At 67.6% G+C, this 19,194-nt stretch carries 21 protein-coding genes; 8 read left to right on the forward strand and 13 right to left on the reverse strand.

Features of this window, described 5'->3' with window-relative positions; translation table 11 throughout:
- From D620_RS15435 to D620_RS0113705, 8 genes are all read left to right on the forward strand, one after another.
- The coding region (locus D620_RS15435) for a hypothetical protein (protein WP_033376963.1) at window positions 1–264 on the forward strand (264 nt) is incomplete at its 5' end.
- 297 nt (window positions 265–561) lie between these two features.
- Window positions 562–930: a 30S ribosomal protein S13 gene (gene rpsM / locus D620_RS0113675; protein ID WP_017666382.1), complete on the forward strand. Its 369-nt coding sequence runs from the start codon at window positions 562–564 to the stop codon at window positions 928–930.
- A 56-nt stretch (window positions 931–986) separates the two neighbouring features.
- Window positions 987–1,376, forward strand: a complete 390-nt coding sequence (rpsK, locus tag D620_RS0113680) for a 30S ribosomal protein S11 (RefSeq protein WP_017666383.1) — start codon at window positions 987–989, stop codon at window positions 1,374–1,376.
- Between the two features lie 127 nt (window positions 1,377–1,503).
- Window positions 1,504–2,559, forward strand: a complete 1,056-nt coding sequence (locus tag D620_RS0113685; protein ID WP_017666384.1) for a DNA-directed RNA polymerase subunit alpha — start codon at window positions 1,504–1,506, stop codon at window positions 2,557–2,559.
- 193 nt (window positions 2,560–2,752) lie between these two features.
- Complete coding sequence (gene rplQ, locus D620_RS0113690) at window positions 2,753–3,172, forward strand: 50S ribosomal protein L17 (RefSeq protein ID WP_017666385.1); 420 nt, start codon at window positions 2,753–2,755, stop codon at window positions 3,170–3,172.
- A gap of 90 nt (window positions 3,173–3,262) precedes the next feature.
- Window positions 3,263–4,654 carry a serine hydrolase domain-containing protein gene (locus D620_RS0113695; protein ID WP_017666386.1) on the forward strand — a complete coding sequence of 464 codons (1,392 nt, stop codon included), beginning with the start codon at window positions 3,263–3,265 and terminating at the stop codon, window positions 4,652–4,654.
- A gap of 148 nt (window positions 4,655–4,802) precedes the next feature.
- Complete coding sequence (locus tag D620_RS0113700) at window positions 4,803–5,354, forward strand: hypothetical protein (RefSeq protein WP_017666387.1); 552 nt, start codon at window positions 4,803–4,805, stop codon at window positions 5,352–5,354.
- Window positions 5,355–5,545: 191 nt separating this feature from the next.
- Entirely contained in the window at window positions 5,546–6,394 is an 849-nt protein-coding gene (locus D620_RS0113705) for a hypothetical protein (RefSeq protein ID WP_155800182.1), read from the forward strand.
- On the opposite strand, the gene D620_RS0113710 is transcribed toward D620_RS0113705, so the two are convergent.
- The 13 genes from D620_RS0113710 to D620_RS15445 form a co-directional block, all read right to left on the reverse strand.
- Window positions 6,391–7,026, reverse strand: a complete 636-nt coding sequence (locus D620_RS0113710) for a trimeric intracellular cation channel family protein (protein WP_017666389.1) — start codon at window positions 7,024–7,026, stop codon at window positions 6,391–6,393. The genes D620_RS0113705 and D620_RS0113710 overlap by 4 nt on opposite strands.
- 10 nt (window positions 7,027–7,036) lie before the next feature.
- Window positions 7,037–7,753: a PepSY domain-containing protein gene (locus D620_RS0113715; RefSeq protein ID WP_017666390.1), complete on the reverse strand. Its 717-nt coding sequence runs from the start codon at window positions 7,751–7,753 to the stop codon at window positions 7,037–7,039.
- 24 nt (window positions 7,754–7,777) lie between these two features.
- Complete coding sequence (locus tag D620_RS0113720) at window positions 7,778–9,163, reverse strand: amidase family protein (RefSeq protein WP_233992084.1); 1,386 nt, start codon at window positions 9,161–9,163, stop codon at window positions 7,778–7,780.
- Between the two features lie 54 nt (window positions 9,164–9,217).
- Entirely contained in the window at window positions 9,218–9,364 is a 147-nt protein-coding gene (locus D620_RS16490; RefSeq protein WP_017666392.1) for a hypothetical protein, read from the reverse strand.
- The gene (locus D620_RS15880) at window positions 9,331–10,092 is read right to left on the reverse strand and encodes a hypothetical protein (RefSeq protein ID WP_026092219.1); all 762 of its coding nucleotides are present in this window, start codon (window positions 10,090–10,092) and stop codon (window positions 9,331–9,333) included. Before D620_RS15880 ends, D620_RS16490 begins: the two co-directional genes overlap by 34 nt.
- A complete protein-coding gene (gene lpdA / locus D620_RS0113735; protein WP_017666393.1) occupies window positions 10,089–11,492 on the reverse strand; it encodes a dihydrolipoyl dehydrogenase in 1,404 nt (467 codons plus the stop codon). Before lpdA ends, D620_RS15880 begins: the two co-directional genes overlap by 4 nt.
- 107 nt (window positions 11,493–11,599) lie before the next feature.
- Complete coding sequence (gene odhB / locus D620_RS0113740) at window positions 11,600–12,829, reverse strand: 2-oxoglutarate dehydrogenase complex dihydrolipoyllysine-residue succinyltransferase (RefSeq protein WP_017666394.1); 1,230 nt, start codon at window positions 12,827–12,829, stop codon at window positions 11,600–11,602.
- A gap of 54 nt (window positions 12,830–12,883) precedes the next feature.
- Complete coding sequence (locus D620_RS0113745) at window positions 12,884–15,679, reverse strand: 2-oxoglutarate dehydrogenase E1 component (RefSeq protein WP_017666395.1); 2,796 nt, start codon at window positions 15,677–15,679, stop codon at window positions 12,884–12,886.
- 71 nt (window positions 15,680–15,750) lie between these two features.
- Entirely contained in the window at window positions 15,751–16,641 is an 891-nt protein-coding gene (sucD, locus tag D620_RS0113750; RefSeq protein ID WP_026092220.1) for a succinate--CoA ligase subunit alpha, read from the reverse strand.
- 45 nt (window positions 16,642–16,686) lie between these two features.
- The gene (locus tag D620_RS0113755; RefSeq protein ID WP_017666397.1) at window positions 16,687–16,980 is read right to left on the reverse strand and encodes a GIY-YIG nuclease family protein; all 294 of its coding nucleotides are present in this window, start codon (window positions 16,978–16,980) and stop codon (window positions 16,687–16,689) included.
- Between the two features lie 3 nt (window positions 16,981–16,983).
- Window positions 16,984–17,328, reverse strand: a complete 345-nt coding sequence (locus D620_RS0113760; protein WP_017666398.1) for a hypothetical protein — start codon at window positions 17,326–17,328, stop codon at window positions 16,984–16,986.
- Window positions 17,328–18,290: a malate dehydrogenase gene (mdh, locus tag D620_RS0113765; protein WP_017666399.1), complete on the reverse strand. Its 963-nt coding sequence runs from the start codon at window positions 18,288–18,290 to the stop codon at window positions 17,328–17,330. The genes D620_RS0113760 and mdh overlap by 1 nt, the downstream gene beginning before the upstream one ends.
- Before the next feature lie 271 nt (window positions 18,291–18,561).
- Complete coding sequence (locus D620_RS15445) at window positions 18,562–18,915, reverse strand: hypothetical protein (protein WP_017666400.1); 354 nt, start codon at window positions 18,913–18,915, stop codon at window positions 18,562–18,564.
- Window positions 18,916–19,194 lie beyond the last annotated feature (279 nt).

The raw sequence follows: 19,194 nt of genomic DNA on the forward strand, positions 1-19,194 counted from the left end.
CCTGCGGCAGCGCCTGCCGCTGCCAAGCCGGCCGGCATCGCGCCTGCCGCGCCGGCGCCCAAGCCGGCCGGAGCGGCCGCTCCCAAGCCTGCAGCCGGCGCTCCCGCCGCCAAACCGGCCACCGCGCCCAAGCCGGCCGCCGCTGGCACCGCGCCCAAGCCTGCCGCGGGCGCTGCCGCGCCCAAGCCCGCGCCTAAACCTGCGCCCAAGCCCACTTCTGTCGAGGATGCCTTCAGCGATCTCGACGACAAGCCAGGGCGATGAATAGCGGGCGGGAGGCATCGCTATCTGCTTGATGCGTGAGGTTCTTTGCCGCGTCATGCGGTTTGCGACCGAAGCGGTTGACGGCTTGCGCGAATCAGCCTATGCGCGCCCCTCATTCGACATGTTCGAAGAAAGTTCGGCAGGCATCGCCCTTGCGCGTGCCGACCGGGCTTTTTGCCGTTTGTGATTTGGCCTTCTGGCCAGCCTTCATCCGGCAAGCGGACACAAGAATGAATGAGCGTTGAGATAGGGGCGGTCCCTTAAGGCCGTAAGCCCCTGTGGAGCATGGAGAAATAAGTGGCTCGTATTGCCGGGGTCAATATCCCCACCAACAAGCGCGTGATCATCGCGCTGACCTATATTCACGGTATCGGTCGTACCACCGCCGTCCAGATCGCTGACAAGCTCGGCATTGCGCACACCGCGCGCGTTCAGGACCTCTCGGACGAAGAGATCCTGCGCATCCGCGAAACCATCGATGCCGATTTCACCGTGGAAGGCGATCTGCGTCGCCAGACCGCGATGAACATCAAGCGTCTGATGGACCTGCGCGCCTATCGCGGCTTGCGTCACCGTTCGGGCCTGCCCGTCCGCGGCCAGCGCACCCACACCAACGCCCGCACCCGCAAGGGCAAGGCCAAGCCCATCGCGGGCAAGAAGAAGTAAGCTGGCGGCAAGCCGCTCACGCTTTTTCCTTCTGACGAGCTAGAGGAATTTCAAAAATGGCACGCGAACCAGGCCGTATCCGGCGCCGTGACAAGAAGAACATCACCAGCGGCGTTGCGCACATCAACGCCAGCTTCAACAACACCATGATCACCATCACCGACGCGCAGGGCAATGCCATCTCGTGGTCGTCTGCCGGGATGATGGGCTTCAAGGGCAGCCGCAAGTCGACCCCCTATGCCGCGCAGGTCGCCGCTGACGACGCCGGCAAGAAGGCCGCCGAACACGGCGTGCGCACCCTCGAAGTCGAGGTCAAGGGTCCCGGTTCGGGGCGTGAAAGCGCGCTGCGGGGTCTTGCAGCCGTCGGCTTCAACATTACCTCGATCCGCGACGTCACCCCGATCCCGCACAACGGGGTCCGTCCCTCCAAGCGTCGCCGCGTCTGATCCGCCGGGATGGCGGGGGCGCGCTGCGCCATCCGCCACCCGATCGGGTCTGATGCAAGCGCCGCTCTTCCCGCGCATCCGGCCCGCCCAAGTTTGAACCGCCCGAAAGGCGAATTAGGGGAAATCCATGTCCGTCAACACCAAGAACTGGCAGGAACTCAAGAAACCCAACTCCCTGGAAATCAAGGATGGTGGCGATCGTCAGCGCAAGGCGACCTTCGTGGCCGAACCGCTCGAACGGGGCTTTGGCCTGACGCTCGGCAACGCGCTGCGCCGAGTGCTGCTTTCGAGCCTTCAGGGCGCGGCGATCACCTCGATCAAGATCGAGAACGTGCTGCACGAATTCTCGTCGCTTGCCGGCGTGCGTGAAGATGTCACCGACATCGTTTTGAACGTCAAGCAGATCGCGCTCAAGATGGAAGGCGAAGGCCCCAAGCGGCTCCAGCTTTCGGCCACCGGCCCGGGCGCGGTCAAGGCGGGTGACATCGCTGTGACCGGCGATATCGAGGTGATGAACAAGGACCTCGTGATCTGCCAGCTCGATGAAGGCGCGACGCTCAACATGGAGCTCACTGCCGACACCGGCAAGGGCTACAGCCCGGCGGTGCAGAACCGTCCGGCCGACGCGCCGATCGGGCTCATCCCGGTCGATTCGCTCTACTCGCCGGTCCGTCAGGTGAGCTACAAGGTCGAGAACGCCCGCGTCGGGCAGGAGCTCGATTACGACAAGCTCTCGCTGACCGTCGAGACCGATGGCACCGTCACCCCGGAAGACGCGGTCGCCTATGCTGCCCGCATCCTCCAGGACCAGCTGACGCTGTTCGTCCACTTCGAGGACGGCATCCCGCAGCCGGTCGGCCAGATGATCGGCCACGCGGTGCAGCCGGAAGAGAGCGACGCCAACCAATTGAACCGCTACCTCCTCAAGAAGGTCGACGAGCTGGAACTTTCGGTGCGATCGGCCAATTGCCTCAAGAACGACAACATCATCTACATCGGCGACCTGGTCCAGAAGACCGAAGCCGAGATGCTGCGAACGCCGAACTTCGGCCGCAAGTCGCTCAATGAAATCAAGGAAGTGCTCTCGAGCATGGGCCTGCGCCTCGGCATGGACATCCCCGGCTGGCCGCCCGAGAACATCGAGGAAATGGCCAAGAAGCTCGAGCAGGAGCTGCTGGGTTAAGCCGATCGGCGAGGTCGCCAAGCGCAGCTTGGTGACGCACAGCCGGAAGGCCGGACGGCGGGCGAAGCCCGTTCGACGTCACGGGATTTACCCCCGTGACGGCCTCGCCGGGAAAGTAAGGGCAGGTCGGACCCTTTCCGACCAGGATGGAGCTACCTTGCACGGGCTCCCTACGAACGAAGGATGAAGTCAAATGCGTCATGGTATTTCGGGCCGCAAGCTGGGCCGCCGCACGGGTCACCGCAACGCCCTGTTCCGCAACATGGCCGCCGCGCTGATCAAGCACGAGCAGATCACCACCACGCTCCCCAAGGCGAAGGAACTGCGCCCCTATGTCGAAAAGCTGATCACGCTGGCCAAGCGTGGCGGCCTGTCGAACCGGCGTCTGGCGATGGCCCGTCTGGGTGACGAGGCGCAGCTCAAGAAGCTCTTCGAAGTGCTCGCCGAGCGCTATGCCGATCGTGACGGCGGCTACACCCGCGTGCTGCGAGCCGGTGTCCGCGCCGGCGATGCGGTGCAGATGGCGATCATCGAATTCGTCGACCGCGACGAAGACGCCAAGGGTCAGGACAGCGGCCCGGTGCAGTCGGAAGACGAATACGAAGACGCGTAAGCAGCGCATCGTCTGACAGGATCAAGGGTCCGCGCGGAGCAATCTGCGCGGCCCTTTTCTTTTGCGCCGGTGCGAGGCAGGGTGCGCTCCATGATCCGCACCGCATTCGCAGCGACCGCGCTGCTCCTCGCCGCCGTCCCTGCCGCCGCCCAGAACCAGCAGGAGGCGCTCGATGCGCGCTACAACCGCGCGCTGGCCGCGGGCTACAAGGCGCTGATGCTGTGCGGGGCGATCACGAGCGCCGAGGCCAACGGCGCGTCGCGGACAGCCGAAAGCGTGATGGATTGGGAGCTCACCGGCATCCAAACCCCGCAGGCCTCGGTGATTGTCGATCTGCCGTTCACCATCATCCGCAGTCCCGATGGCCCGATTGCCCGCGTCGCGGTCAGTTGGGCGCAGGACATGCCGCCGCGTGTCGCGGTCTATCGCGGTCCGTACAAGGGCTGCGCGATCCAGCCCATCGGCGCACCCGAAGTACCTGTCCCGGCGGGCGAGCCCGGGCCGGCGCCGCACGCGCCGATCCTTCCTCGGGATGACGTGCCCATGATGCCCGGGGGAAAGGCGGGACAGGAACTGGCCGCGGCCGTGCAGAAGGCGCTTGCCGCCGATGGCTATGGCAAGGGCTCGCGCACGACCCTGGTGAAGATCCAGGCGGGTGGCACTACCCTTGCGGAAGGCTATGCCGACGCCTTCGGGGCCAAGACCCCCCAGCGTACCTTCTCGGTCGCCAAGAGCATCGCGGCCACGCTGATCGGCGCGGCGGTCTATCGCGGGGAGGCGGATGTCGGCGCCTCGGCGGGGCTGGGCCTTGCGGACACCGATCCGCGCCGCGCGATCACCATCGACCACCTCCTGCGCATGGCCTCGGGCCGTTATTCGGACACACCCGGCAACCGCACCGACCCGCTCTATTATGGCGGGGCCACCGTCGATGAAGTGGCGCTCGACTGGCCGCTGGTGAGCCCGCCGGGGAGCGTCTATCGCTACGCCAACAACGACACGCTGGCTGCCGTCGCCGCGATCAAGGACACCTTCGCCGCGCATCCCCCGGCCGCGCTCTTCGCGAAGCTCGGCATGGAGGGAACCGTCGCCGAGACCGACTGGCAGGGCGACTACGTCCTTTCCTCGCAGGTCTGGTCGACGGCCGATGATCTAGCAAAGCTGGGCCAGCTCTACCTCAACGACGGCGTCCTGCCTTCGGGTGAACGCCTCCTTCCAGAGGGCTGGGTGAAATATGTCACCACCCCCTCCGGCCCGCAGCCTGCCACGGGCACATTCGGCTACGGAGCGGGGTTCTGGCTCCTGAACAAGGAGGAGGGCGTGCCGCCCGATACCTTCGCCGCGATCGGCAATCGCGGGCAATATGTGGTGATCGTGCCCTCGCGCAAGGTCGTGATCGTGCGGCGGGGCGAGGATCCGCCGGGGAGCGGCTTCGATATTGCCGCCTTGACCCGCGATGTGCTGGCCGCGCTCGGGGACTAGGCTGCTGCGGCGTACTGTTCATAAAAAGCAGTTCATGGCTTAACAAATCCTGTCATCCCAGTTCAGCCAAGCCTCACGCCGAATCGCGCAAAACCTCCTCGACGCCTGCGGCAATTCCGCCAGCGGGTCGCCACAGAGGAATGCTTCGATGACCACCAAGACCAACCGGCTGGCCTCCGGCACCATGGCCCGGTTCGCGCTCGTTGCGGTCGCTGCGACTGCGCTGACCGCCGCTTCCGTCACCCCCGCCATGGCCCGAGATCACCGTGACGAGCGCGACGGGATAAGCGCGGGCGAGATCATCGCCGGCGCGGTGGTGATCGGCGGGATCGCCGCGCTTGCCGGGGCCTTCGATGGCGACCGCGACCGCGACCGCGACCGCTACGACTACCGAGACGGGTATCGCGGCGACCGCTGGGATCGCGGCGGCTATGGCTACGGGCTCAACCCGCGCACCGCGGTCGACCGCTGCGTGCGCGCCGCCGAGAACCAGGCGCGGCGCTTCGGCGGCTACCGCTATGCCGACGTGATTGACGTGCGCGACATCGACCGCACCCGCGACGGGTTCCGGGTGCGGGGCCGCATCGATGTCGGCGGCGGCTGGGACCGGCGCGGCAGCGACCGCGGCAGCTTCTCCTGCCGGGTTGACGGCCGCGGCGCGCCGTTTGTCGATTTCGACGGGATCCGCCGCCTGCGCTGATCGCCGGGACTTCCCCTTGCGCGCGGCGTTCCTGCCTTTTTCGCCGCGCGCATCCTCCCCGCCCCGCCGCCGTCCACCCGGCGTGCGGGGCGGCTCTTTGCCGGTTCAGCCCAGCGCAAGCCTTGCACGCCTAAGCGTCGGTCCATCGGGCGTTGGTGGGCGCCGGTGACAGGCAACAGGAGAGAGCACAGATGGCTCGGATGATCCGTGCAGGCGCGCTGGCGGGCGCGCTGGTTGGCACCACCTTTCTGGCGAGCGCCCTGGCGGCGGCGGCGACCCTTCCCGAACTTCCTGCGCCCGGCGCGGCCTCGGCGGTGTTTGGGTCCGGACCTCTGGCCCCCGCTGCTGACAGCGCCGCCTGGGGCTGCGACCGGCGCTGCGGCTGGGGCGGCAGGGGCGGGCGCGGCTGGCGCAGGCGTGACCGCGTCGATGCGGGCGATGTGCTGCTCGGCGCCGTCGTGATCGGCGGCGTGCTCGCCATCGCCAATTCCGAACGCCGCCGCGAGCGCGAGCGCGAGGTGGTCGTCATCGACCGCGACCCGCGCGAGGGTGATGCCGACCGTGACCGCCGCGAGGACCGCCGCACTGGGTCCGCCGGACTCGACAATGCCGTCGACATGTGTCTCGACCGGATCGAGCGCGATGTGCGGGTCGATACGGTCGACAATGTCCAGCGCACGGCAAGCGGCTGGCAGGTGACCGGCGCGATCTTCAACGGCGCGCAGTTCGATTGCCGGATCGGCAACGACGGCCGGATCGACACCATCACCTATGACGGGACCTTCGGCGTCAGCTCGGCGAGCGCGGATGACGGGCAGTGGGACGACCAGTCCTATGCCGCCGCGCGCGCCCGCCTGGGCGGCACGGTGCGGCCCGACATGGCGGTGCAGCAGGCCGAGGTGCGCGCAGGGACGATGGCTCCGGCCCGCACCGCGGCAGGGTCTGCACCGGCAGCCGGCACTGCGATGCCGGCCTATCCCGGCGGGCCGATACCGGGCGAGGTGATCCCCGAGACGCTCGAAGAGGCCAGCGGCGGCTAGCGCCCGGCGCTGTAGCTCGGCAGGCCCCATTCCCAGCGGATCGCCACGCTGCGCAGGCCAAAGCCGCAGGCGAAGGCGAGGCCCCATGCAGCCGCATCTCCCAGCCCCAGATAGGGTGCGGCGAGCATTCCGGCGACGCTCAGCGCCGAAGTGAGCGCGGCCGGGGTGACGTAGAGTTCGGGGCTCATGATGATCGAGGGACGACCCGCGACCACATCGCGGATGATGCCGCCGACGCAGCCGGTGATGACCCCCATCAGCGCGGCGGGGACCGGCGGAATGCCGTAAGCCAGGGCCTTGGCGCTCCCCAGCACGGCATAGGCGGCCAGCCCCGCGCCATCGGCATAGGCGAAGCCCTTGCCCTCCCACCAGCGGACCGGCGTGAACCATGCGATCAGCGCGGTGCCGAGACACACGGCGGCGACCCAGGGATCGTCGATCCAGAACACCGGCGCGCGGATCAGCAGATCGCGCACCGTCCCCCCGCCGACGCCTGTCACCAGCGCGAAGAAGGCCATGGTCACGAAGGTCTGCCTGAGGCGCGCCGCCAGCACCGCGCCCGACAGCGCGAAGAGCGCGATCCCGGCAAGGTCGAGCAGATCGAGGATCGGGGTGAGGACGGTGGGGGTCATGCGGCCAATGTCATGCGGGCGGTGTCATGCCGGCGGGCGGGGGGGCGGTCACGCGCGCCTTGCGGCGGCGGAACATCAGCACGCAGCCGATCAGCGCGCCAGTCAAAGACAGGGCGGCGAAGAGGATGAGGACCGGATGGCTGGTATCCTCGCGCTCCGAGAGGTCCATGATGTGCAGCCCCCAGGCAAGGTCGAAAGCGCGCCACCAGCGGGTGCGCACCGCCTCGATCTCGCCGGTGTCCTGCCCGACATAGACATTGGTGCCGTCCGCCAGCGCGACCTGCCACACGGCGAGAGCCTTGCGGAAATCGAAGGGGGTGCTGCCCGCGGGGAACAGCGTCACGCGCAGAGCCTTGTCACCCCCGGTGATCCGCGCCGCGACCAGCGCGCGGGCGGCGGCGGCATCGAGCGCGGGGATCGCCGCACCGGTCGTGAAATCGACGCGGCGCACCTCGCCCTCGAGGCCGGTCAGGATCGCCACGGCGCGGCCTTCCTGCATGACGACGCGCATTTCCCTGAGCCGCGATCCGGGCCCGGCGAGCGTGCTGCCGGGGAGCGCGAGCGGGGCGGGCGGGGTCGTGATGCGCAGATGGTCGCCGCGCACGTCCTCGATGGGGCGCAGGGTCATGAACAGGCCGGTCGCCAGCCACATCGCGATCGGCACGCCGACCAGCCAGCCGAGCCAGATGTGCCAACGGGCAAGCGTGCGCATGGAGAAAAGCGTCATGCCCCGCGCCATGCAGAAGCCGGCCTAGCTGTGCAAGATGTTCCCGATCGCCTCGGCCGCCGCAATGCAATCGAGGTCGCTCCAGCGCGGGCCGATGACCTGCATCCCGCAAGGAAGCTCGGCGCCAAGGTAGGTGCCGCTGCCGATGGGCAGGACGGTCGAGGGCAGCCCCGGGAAGGTCGCCATGCCCGACCACACCAGACCGCAGCTTCCCGGCTCATCGGCCCCGTTGATGGCGAGCGACCCGCGGAACACCGCCTTGTCGCTGTGCGGCACGGCCAGCACCGGCGTGGGCGGGGCGAGGACGAAGTCGTAGCGCGCAAACAGCGCCTCCCATTCGGCGATACAGGCGGCCTGTGCGTTCATCAGCGCGAACCAGTCGGCAGCGCTCGCGCGGGTGCCGTCAGGGGCCGGCGCGCCGCCCGACATGGCGATGTTCATCATCTTGAGATAGCTGCGATAATGCCGCGCCTGATCGGGGAGCAGATCGCTCGCCCGGTCGATGGTCACGCCCGCGCGTGCGAGCGCTTCGAGCGCGGCCTCGGTCGGCCCCAGCACGCTCGCATCGACCGGCGCGCCGGGCAGCCGGGTGACTGCCAGCAGGCGGCAATCCTTGAGCGTGCGGGTGTGGCGGCGCAGCGGGAATTCCGCCCCGACCTCGGTCAGCACGGCGAGGTCCGCGGCATTGCGCGCCAGCGGCCCCGCGATCGAGAGCGGCCCGTCGGCAGCGGCGAGAAAGCCCTCGCGGCGGCTCATCGCGGGATGGTCGTGGCCGTGCTTGGGGACGAGGCCCCAGGTCGTCTTGTGGCCCCATACCCCGCAGAAATGCGCGGGCACGCGCACCGATCCGCCGATGTCGGTGCCATAGTCGCAAGGCACCATCCCGCTCGCGACCGCCGCCGCGCTCCCGCCCGAGGAGCCGCCGGGGGAGCGCGCCGGATTGTGCGGGTTGGCGGTGCGGCCATAGACGGGGTTGAAGCTTTGCCAGTCGGTGAGGTCGACCGGCACGTTGGTCTTGCCGATGATGATCGCGCCCGCCGCCTTCAGCCGCCGCACCAGCAGCGCATCTTGTGGCGCGATGGTCTCGCGGAATTCGCCGTGGCCCCAGGTGGTGGGGAGGCCGGCAACATCAAAGCTTTCCTTGATCGTCATCGGCACGCCGAACAGCGGCTGGCCAAGCCGGCGCGGGGCATTGTCCATGGCGCGCGCGGTTTCGCAGGCGCGCTCGAAATCGGGGACGGCGATGGCGTCGATCTCGGCATCGAGGTGCCCGGCGCGGGTGATCGCGGCATCCACCGCTTCGGCAACGCTGATCTTGCGCGTGCGGATCGCCAGCGCAGTGGCGAGCGCGCCCGCCTTGTCGGTCAATTGCGGATAGGCCATGCGTGACGTCTCTCCCTCGGCGGGCAAGCTTAAAGGCCCGGCCCCGGACGTCAAAGCCGCAAGCGCCAACAATCCGCAATCCTAGCGGGCGCGGCCCAGCGTTTCGAGATATTCGGCAATCCCGAACTGGTCGTGCCGTCTCGCCGCGCCCAGCGCCAGCCCGAAGCCGAGGATCGGCGCGGCCCCGTGCCCGATCAGCGGGAAGGGGAAGGGGGCGACCAGCGCCATGGCCCCCAGCCCGGTGAGCAGCGCCGCCAGCGCGTAGAGCCCTCGGCGCGCGCGAGCTGCGGGTCCCACACCAGATGCCACAGCGGCACCACGAACAGCAGGATCGCCAGCAGCGCCGCCTTCCACACGGAGCGCTGCGCGACATGGGCAAGCACGCCTTCGACATGGAGCTGCGGTTCAAGCGCGCCCGCGCCGAAGGTCAGCGCGGCAAGGCCGCCTGCGGCGATGCCCGCGGCGGCAAAGCCGATGCTGCGGTGGTGTGCGGCGAGCACCGCGGCAGCCAGCGCCAGCGCGGCGAGCGCGGCGGCATCGGGCTGGAGCGCCAGCGCGGCCGCCGCAAGGCCGAGGATCGCAGGGCCGGCCCGCGTCTCGCGCGCGGCGAGCATGGTCAGTAGCGGCAGCAGCAGCATGCCAGCGTTGAGGCTCACCGGCCCGATCGCTATCCAGCGCCGCACCCCGTCAAGATCGGGCCCTGTCAGCAGCGGCCCGAACAGCGCCAGCGCGAGCGCGAGGGCGATGCCGATCCGGACGCGCCGGGCCTTGGGCAGGCGGCCGAGCATGATCCAGCCGAGCGCCGCTGCCAGCGCCCCGGCATTGACCGCGATCAAGCCAGCGGGCGCCCCGAAGGACCAGAGATACCAGAGCCCTCCAAACGCCGGGAAGAGCAGCGGCAAAGCAATCCGCCGCCGATCATGGACCTCGGCGTAGAGGCTCTGGCTGAGGCTCACATGTGGATGGGCTTGCCCGTCACCGCCATCGCCGCTTCCTTGAAGGCTTCGGCGTGGGTGGGGTGGGCGTGGCAGGTGTAGGCGATGTCTTCGCTGGTCGCGCCGAATTCCATCGCCTGCGCGGCCTGGGCGATCATCGTGCCCGCGAGGGAGTTGATCATCCACACGCCGACGACGCGGTCGGTCGCGGCATCGGCGATCACCTTGACGAAACCGTCGGTGTCGCGGTTGGCCTTGGCGCGGCTGTTGGCCATCATCGGGAACTTGCCGACCTTGACGGCAAGGCCGCGCTCCTTGGCCTGTTCTTCCGAGATGCCGACGCCGGCGATTTCCGGCGCGGTGTAGACGACGCTCGGGATGACATCGTGGTTCACGATGCCGGTGAGCCCGGCGATGTTCTCGGCAACCGCGATGCCTTCGTCCTCCGCCTTGTGAGCGAGCATCGGGCCCGGCACGACGTCGCCGATCGCCCAGATGCCGGGGACGGCGGTGGCGAAATCGTGGTCGATCTCGATCTGGCCGCGGTTGTTGGCGGAAAGGCCCGCCTTGTCGAGCGCGAGGCCCTCGGTATTGGCGCGGCGGCCGATGGCGACGAGCACGTGGCTGGCGGTGATGGTCTGCGCCTCGCCGCCTGCGGCGGGCTCGACGGTGAGGGTGACGGTCTTGCCGTCGACCTCGGCGCCGGTGACCTTCTGGCCGAGCATCATCGCCATGCCCTGCTTCTTGAAGATTTTGCCCGCTTCCTTGCGGACCTCGCCGTCCATGCCGGGGAGCAACTGGTCGAGGAATTCGATCACGGTGACCTTGGCGCCCAGACGCCGCCACACCGAGCCAAGTTCGAGGCCGATCACCCCGCCGCCGATCACCACGAGGTGTTCGGGCACTTCATCCAGATCGAGCGCGCCGGTGCTGTCGACGATCCGCCGCTGCGCGTTGTCGACGGGCACGCCGGGGAGCGGCGTCACGGACGAGCCGGTGGCGATCACGATGTCCTTGGCGGTGACTGTCTCGCCCGCCACATTGACGGTGTGCGCATCCTCGAAGGCGGCATGGCCCTTGAGCCAGGTGACCTTGTTCTTCTTGAACAGGAACTCGATCCCGCCGGTCAATTCGCCCACGGCCTTGGTCTTTTCCTGCATCATCCGGCCCAGATCGAGCGTCGGGGTCGCGGTGATGCCCCAGGTGGCGAAATGGCCGTTCTTCACCTCGTCGAACAGCTCAGAGCCGTGGAGCAGCGCCTTGGAGGGAATGCACCCGACATTGAGACAGGTGCCGCCGAGGGTGGCGCGGCTTTCGACGCAGGCGGTCTTGAGGCCAAGCTGCGCAGCGCGGATCGCCGCGACATAGCCGCCGGGGCCGGCACCGATGACAAGGACGTCGTAGTCGTAATTCTCAGCCATTCTTCTTCTCCGTCGCCCCTGCGCAAGCTGGGGTCTCAGGTCTCAGGGGGCAAGATGTGCCGCCCTAGGCCCCGGCTTGCACCGGGGTGACGCGGGAGTGCGCAAACTCACAAATCGATCAGCATCCGGGTGGGATCCTCGATCGCTTCCTTGATGATCTTCAATGCCGTCACCGCCTCGCGCCCGTCGATCAGGCGGTGGTCATACGACAGCGCGAGATACATCATCGGCCGGATCACGATCTGGCCGTCACGCACCACCGGACGTTCCTCGATGCGGTGGAGGCCAAGCACCGCGCTCTGCGGCGGGTTGATGATCGGGGTCGACATGAGGCTGCCGAACACCCCGCCGTTCGAGATCGTGAAGGTGCCGCCGGTCATGTCTTCCATGGTGAGCGTACCCGCCTTCGCGCGCGCGCCGAAATCGGCGATGTCCTGCTCGATCCGGGCAAAGCCCTTCTTATCGGCATCGCGGATGACGGGGACGACGAGGCCGTTGGGGGCCGAGACCGCCACCGAGATGTCGACATAGTCGTGGTAGATGATCTCGTCGCCGTCGATATAGGCGTTGACCGCGGGCACGTCCTTCAATGCAAGGCAGGCGGCCTTGGCGAAGAAGCCCATGAAGCCCAGGCGAATATCGTGCTTCTTGGCGAACAGGTCCTTGTACTTGTCGCGCGCTTCGATGACGGCACTCATGTCGACATCGTTGAAGGTGGTGAGCAGCGCGGCGGTGTCCTGCGCGCTCTTCAGCCGCTTGGCGATGGTCTGGCGCATGCGGGTCATCTTGACGCGCTCTTCACCGCGCGTGCCTCCCGATGCCACGGGGGCGGCGGGAGCGGGGGCAGGCGTCGCGGCAGGGGCGGGCGCGGGGCCCTTGGCCTTGGCCTCGGCTGCGGCGAGGACGTCTTCCTTGGTCAGGCGCCCGTCCTTGCCGCTGCCCTTGATGGTGGAAGGGTCGACCCCGTGTTCGAGCACCGCGCGGCGCACCGCGGGCGACATGGTCTGGGCGGGGGTGAGCAGTTCTTCCGAAGCCGCCGGGGCCGGGGCCGCGTCAGCCTTGGCGGCAGCGGGAGCCGCAGCCGGAGCCGCAGCAGCCGCGCCATCCTCGATGATCGCGATCACCGCGCCGACCTCGACCGTGTCGCCCACTGCGACGACGTGCTGCGACATGATGCCCGCGACCGGCGAGGGCACGTCGACCGCGACCTTGTCGGTTTCGAGGCTGGCGATCGGTTCATCGACCGCGACCGCCTCGCCGGGCTGCTTGAGCCACTCGGCGATCGTGCCTTCGGTGACGGATTCGCCGAGGACGGGGACTTTGATTTCGGTAGCCATTTGAGACGATCCCTGGAACTTGCTTAGAACATGTGTGAAGCGGCGCGCGGGCGCTTAGAGGCCCAGCGCTGCGGCGACGAGCGCTTCCTGCTGCGCCTTGTGGCGGCTGGCGAGACCCGTCGCGGGCGAAGCGGCGGCATCGCGCCCGGCATAGGCGGGGCGCTTGCCCGTGTGGCCTGCCGTGGCGAGCGTTTCCTCGATCCTCTCGTTCGCGAAGAACCACGCGCCGTTGTTGCGCGGCTCTTCCTGGCACCACACCACCTCCTCAAGGCCGGTCATGCGTTCGAGCCGCAGCGCCAGCGGATCGCCGGGGAAGGGGAAGAGCTGCTCGATGCGGACGATCGAGACATCGTCGAGCCCGGCGGCATCGCGCGCTTCGATCAGGTCATAGGCGACCTTGCCCGAACACAGCACCAGACGCCGGACCTTGTCGTCGGCGATCTCGCGGGGATCGGAAAGGATGCGCCGGAACTGCCGCTCGCCAAGGAAGGATTCGCGCGCCGATTTCGCCATCGGGTGGCGCAGCAGCGACTTGGGGCTCATGATGACGAGCGGCTTGCGGAAGGACCGCAGCATCTGGCGGCGCAGCACGTGGAAGTAGTTGGCGGGCGTGGTGATGTTGCACACGCACATATTGTCGTCGGCGCACAGCTGGAGGAAACGCTCCAGACGCGCCGAGGAGTGTTCGGGCCCCTGACCCTCGTAACCGTGCGGCAGCAGCATCACGAGGCCGTTGGCGCGCAGCCACTTGCTCTCGCCGCTCGCGATATACTGGTCGATCATGATCTGCGCGCCGTTGGCGAAATCGCCGAACTGCGCTTCCCACAGCACAAGGCTCTTGGGATCGGCCATGGCAAAGCCATATTCGAAGCCGAGCACGCCATATTCGGAGAGCGTGGAATCGTGCACTTCGAACTTGCCGTGCGGCAGGGTCTTCAGGGGCACATATTTGCGCTCGGTCTTCTGGTCGACCCACACCGCGTGGCGCTGCGAGAAGGTGCCGCGGCCCGAATCCTGGCCCGACAGGCGCACCCCGTAGCCTTCCATCACGAGGCTGCCGAAAGCGAGCGCCTCGGCGGTCGCCCAGTCGAAGCCTTCGCCGGTGGCGAACATCTCGCGCTTGGCGGCGAGCACGCGGTCGAGGGTCTTGTGGATGTCGAGGTCGGCGGGGACTTCGGTGAGCACCCGGCCCAATGCGTCGAAGGTCTTGGGCTCGATCGCGGTCTCGACGCTGCGGCGCGCGGTTTCCGGGTCGGCGGGCTTGTTGAGCCCGGCCCAGCGCCCGCCGAACCAGTCGGCTTCATTGGGCTTGTAGCTCTTGCCCGCTTCGAACTCGGCTTCGAGCAGCGCGGTGAATTCACCCGCGATCCGGTCACGCGTGCCGGGCTCGACCACACCTTCGCGGATCAGGCGCGCTTCATAGGAGACGCTGACCTTGGGATGGGCGCGGATCTTGTCATACATCACCGGCTGGGTGAACTTGGGCTCGTCGCCCTCGTTGTGGCCGAAGCGGCGATAGCACCACATGTCGATCACGACATCCCGGTGGAAGGTCTGGCGGTACTCGACCGCGAGCTTGCAGGCGAAGGTCACCGCTTCGGGATCGTCGCCATTGACGTGGAGAATGGGCGCCATCACCCCCTTGGCCACGTCGCTGGGGTAAGGCGAAGACCTTGCGAACTTGGGGCTGGTGGTGAAGCCGATCTGGTTGTTGATGATGAAGTGCACGCAGCCGCCGGTGTCGTAGCCCGGCACGCCCGAAAGCGAGAGGCTCTCCCACACCACGCCCTGCCCCGCGAAGGCGGCATCGCCGTGGATCAGCACGGGGAGCACCTGGTCCTTCTTCTTGAGATCGTCGCGGATCGCCTGCTGCGCGCGGGTCTTGCCGAGCACCACCGGGTTCACCGTTTCAAGGTGCGAGGGGTTGGGCACAAGGCTCATGTGCACCGAAATCCCGTCGAACTCGCGGTCGGTCGAGGTGCCGAGGTGATACTTCACATCGCCCGAACCGCCGACATCGTCGGGGTTGGCGCTTCCCCCTGAGAATTCGTGGAAGATCACGCGGTAGGGCTTGGCCATCACGTTGGCGAGCACGTTCAAACGCCCGCGGTGGGCCATGCCGTAGATGATCTCGCGCACGCCCGCGCTGCCGCCGTGCTTGATCACGGCTTCCAGCGCCGGGATCATGGATTCGCCGCCATCAAGCCCGAAGCGCTTGGTGCCGACATATTTCTTCGCGAGGAATTCCTCGTAGCCTTCGCCGCGCAGCACGGCGGCGAGGATCGCCTTCTTGCCTTCGGGGGTGAACTGGATCGTCTCGCCCGGCTTTTCGAACTTGTCCTGGAGGAAGCGGCGTTCTTCCGTGTCGGCGATGTGCATGTATTCGAGGCCGACCTTGCCGCAATAGACCGCGCGCAGGCGCTGGTGGAGCTTGCCGACCGTGGTCCACTCCATGCCGAGCACCCCGCCGACATAGACGTCCTCGTTTTCCTTGCCCGCAAGGCCGTGCCATTCGAGCGTCAGGTCCGCAGGCCCCTCGCGGTTGGAAAGGCCGAGCGGGTCGAGGTCCGCCGCCATATGCCCGCGCACACGGTAGAGCCGCACCAGCTGCATCGCCGCGATCGAGAGCTTGGCGGCCTTCTCCACCGCTGCGGGGTCCGACGCGCGCCCTGCATCCTTCGCCGCCTTGGCGACCGCGAGTGTCATCTCGGTCGGGTCCATCGCCGCGGTCAAGTCCGCGCCGCTGTCAGCCAGCGTGTCGAGCCAGCCGCGCTTCGCCCACGAGGGGCCGGGCTGCGGGCCTTCCTGATCGGTGAAGGCGGGGAGGAAATTGTGCGGTTCGTTGCCCATCGTGGGGACTCCCGGGGAGGAGGAAAGGTGGCCCCCTCGCGTTAGAGTGCGAGGGGGCGGTAGTCGCTAATTCAGGCGTTTTCTTTCAGCATCGCGGCCAGCGTCTCGCCGAGCAGCGAGGGCGAGGGGCTGACGCGGATGCCCGCATCTTCCATCGCGGCGATCTTGTCTTCCGCGCCGCCCTGGCCGCCCGAGACGATCGCGCCCGCGTGCCCCATGCGGCGGCCCGGAGGGGCGGTGCGCCCGGCGATGAAGCCGACCATCGGCTTGCTGCGGCCCTTGGCGCGTTCGGCCTTGATGAAGGCGGCGGCCTCTTCTTCGGCCGAGCCGCCGATTTCGCCGATCATGATGATGGACTCGGTTTCCGGATCGTCCAAGAACAGGTCGAGCACGTCGATGAAGTTGGTGCCGTTGACCGGATCGCCGCCGATGCCGACCGCGGTGGTCTGGCCGAGGCCAACCGAAGTGGTCTGGTGCACGGCTTCATAGGTGAGCGTGCCCGAGCGCGAGACGATGCCGACGCTGCCCTTCTTGAAGATGTTGGCCGGCATGATGCCGATCTTGCACTCGCCCGGCGTCAGCACGCCGGGGCAGTTGGGGCCGATCAGGCGCGACTTCGAGCCCGCCAGCGCGCGCTTGGCGCGGACCATGTCGAGCACCGGGATGCCTTCGGTGATGCAGATGATGAGCTCGATCTCGGCATCGATCGCCTCGCAGATCGCGTCGGCGGCGAACGGCGGGGGCACGTAGATGCACGAAGCGGTCGCGCCGGTCGCGGCCTTGGCCTCGCGCACGGTGTCATACTGCGGCAGGCCGATATGGGTGGTGCCGCCCTTGCCGGGCGTCACGCCCGCAACCATCTGCGTCCCGTAATCGAGCGCAGCCTGGGTGTGGAAGGTGCCGGTATTGCCGGTCATCCCTTGGGTGATGACGCGGGTAGTCTTGTTTACGAGGATGCTCAACTCATCTCTCCATTATCGTCACCCCGGCGAAGGCCGGGGCCCAGTTTAGTGACAGACCAACTCGAACAGGTCGTTCCAGTCGGGGTTCATCTCTTCGATACGGCGCAGCTTCCAAGCGCGCTGCCATTCCTTCATCTGCTTCTCGCGGAGGATGGCTGATTCGATGGTGCCGTGGTGTTCGAACCAGACCAGCATCTTACAGCCATACTTCTTCGTGAAGCCGTCGATCAGTCCTTCCCGGTGCTCCCAAGCGCGCTTCGCAAGATCGCTGGTGACACCGATGTAAATCGTTCCGTTGCGGCGGCTCGCCATGATGTAGACGTAGCCGCCGTATTCCATCCTCTATTCGTCATCCCGGCGCAGGCCGGGACCCAGTTTTGCGGTCGCCTCTGGGCCCCGGCCTTCGCCGGGGTGACGATCAGAACTAGACTGCGATGCCCAAGCGAACATCGCGAGCCCGTAAATCGCGAAGAAGCCGCTCACGACTAGAACGGCGCCCGTGTCGCGTTCGGTGTCGTTGACGAGCCGCATGAGTGCAGGAAAGGCGGCGAACAGCACAAGCACCACAGCACAGGCGGCTTGCACCTCGGCGAGACCTGCGACCACGCGCTTTGGCCAGACGAAGAAACCCACCGTCACGGCCAAACCGCAAAGCAACATCGCGAACCAAGGCAGCGCGAGCAACATCACGCCAGCGAGCCATCCAGCGCCTTGCACGCTTCGAGCAGTTCCTTGACCGCGTCGACGCTGACGCCGAGGTTGGCCTTCTCCTCGTCGGTGAGGTTGATCTCGATCACCTCTTCCGCGCCGCCCGCGCCGATCACCACCGGGACGCCGACATAGAGCCCGTCGACGCCGTACTTGCCGTCAACCTGCACCGCGCAAGGAAGGATGCGCTTCTGGTCGTAGAGATAGGCTTCGGCCATCGCAATGGCGCTGGTGGCAGGCGCATAGAAGGCCGAGCCGGTCTTGAGCAGCGCGACGATCTCGCCGCCGCCGGAACGCGTGCGCTGGACGATCTCGCCGAGGCGGTCTTCGGAAATGCCCTTGATCTTGGCCATGTCGGCAACCGGAATGCCGTTGATGGTCGAGTAGGACAGCACCGGCACCATCGTGTCGCCATGGCCGCCGAGCACGAAGGCGTTCACGTCCTTGACGCTGACGCCGAATTCCCACGCGAGGAAGGTGGCGAAGCGCGCCGAGTCCAGCACGCCGGCCATCCCGACGACCTTGTTGGCCGGGAGCCCCGAAAACTCGCGCAGCGCCCAGACCATCGCGTCCAAGGGGTTGGTGATGCAGATCACGAAAGCATCGGGGCAGTTGGCAGCAATGCCTTCGCCGACCGCCTTCATGACCTTCAAATTGATGCCGAGCAGGTCATCGCGGCTCATGCCGGGCTTGCGCGCCACGCCCGCGGTGACGATCACCACGTCGCTCCCTGCGATATCGGCATAGTCGTTCGAGCCGGTGATGCTCGCGTCGAAGCCTTCGACGGGCCCGCACTGCGAAAGGTCCAGCGCCTTGCCCTGCGGAATGCCCTCGGCCACGTCGAACAGGACGATGTCGCCAAGGCCCTTCAATGCTGCGAGGTGTGCGAGCGTGCCGCCGATATTGCCGGCGCCGACGAGGGCGATCTTCTTGCGGGCCATTTTGCTGACGTCCTTCCCTGATCCTCGGGACGAAGCAAGGGCGCGCCTGACAGACCAGGCGCTGGTGCCGGCCCCCGTCCCAAGCGACCGAGCACCCGTTACACCGGGGCGGTAGGCCGCTGAAAAGGGGAATGCAACCGTCAAAAAGTCGGAGAGGGCAACTATCTTTGCAAACAGTTCGCAATTGCAATAATGCTCGGTTAAACCCCTCAGGAGAACCCCGTAGCGCTGCTGCCGTAAGGGAAGGGGCCGCGCAAGGCCCCGCCGGCACTCAGGCCGGCTCGAGCACGCGGCCCGCGCGCGCGGCGAGCCTGCGGTCGAACAACTGCGTGACCGCCAGCCAGTGGTCCTGTCCATCACCATCGCCGCGCTGCGCCGCTTCGGCCGCCAGGTCGACCGCGACTTCGGCGGCAGCTAGCCCGTGGACCGCGAAATGCCGCAAGGCATCGGTCAGCAGCGGATCAAAGGCGACGGCCGCCGCGGCGACCTCGCTTGCCGGACGGCGCCCAAGCTGCAAGTTGTCATTCGCCGCTCGCGCCAGTGCCGGAGCGATCAGCCCGCGCCCCGCAGCGCGCCAGCCGAGACGGCGGGCAGGATGATTGGCGGAGGCGAAACGGACGGACATAGGGCGCGGTTTCCTGCTTGTTGGCCGCGCAACAATATGGCGCGCAGCGGTCACAAAGCCCTAGCGTCCCGCCGCTAAGGCTTGGTGTGACAACAGGGTTTCGGCAGGCTTAACCTTGTTTCGCGCGGGGGGCGGGGGCGGCTCAGTTGCCCGGTGCGGCGGCGGGGCCGGGCTGCGCCTTCCACTGGCCCGCGCGGGCATATTCGGGCTTGACCGCGCCCGCTCCGCTCACCGGCTCGCCAGCGCCCCCCGGAGCCGCCACAGGCGCTGCCCCGCCCG

This window comes from Porphyrobacter sp. AAP82, from assembly GCF_000331285.1.
Lineage (GTDB): Bacteria > Pseudomonadota > Alphaproteobacteria > Sphingomonadales > Sphingomonadaceae > Erythrobacter.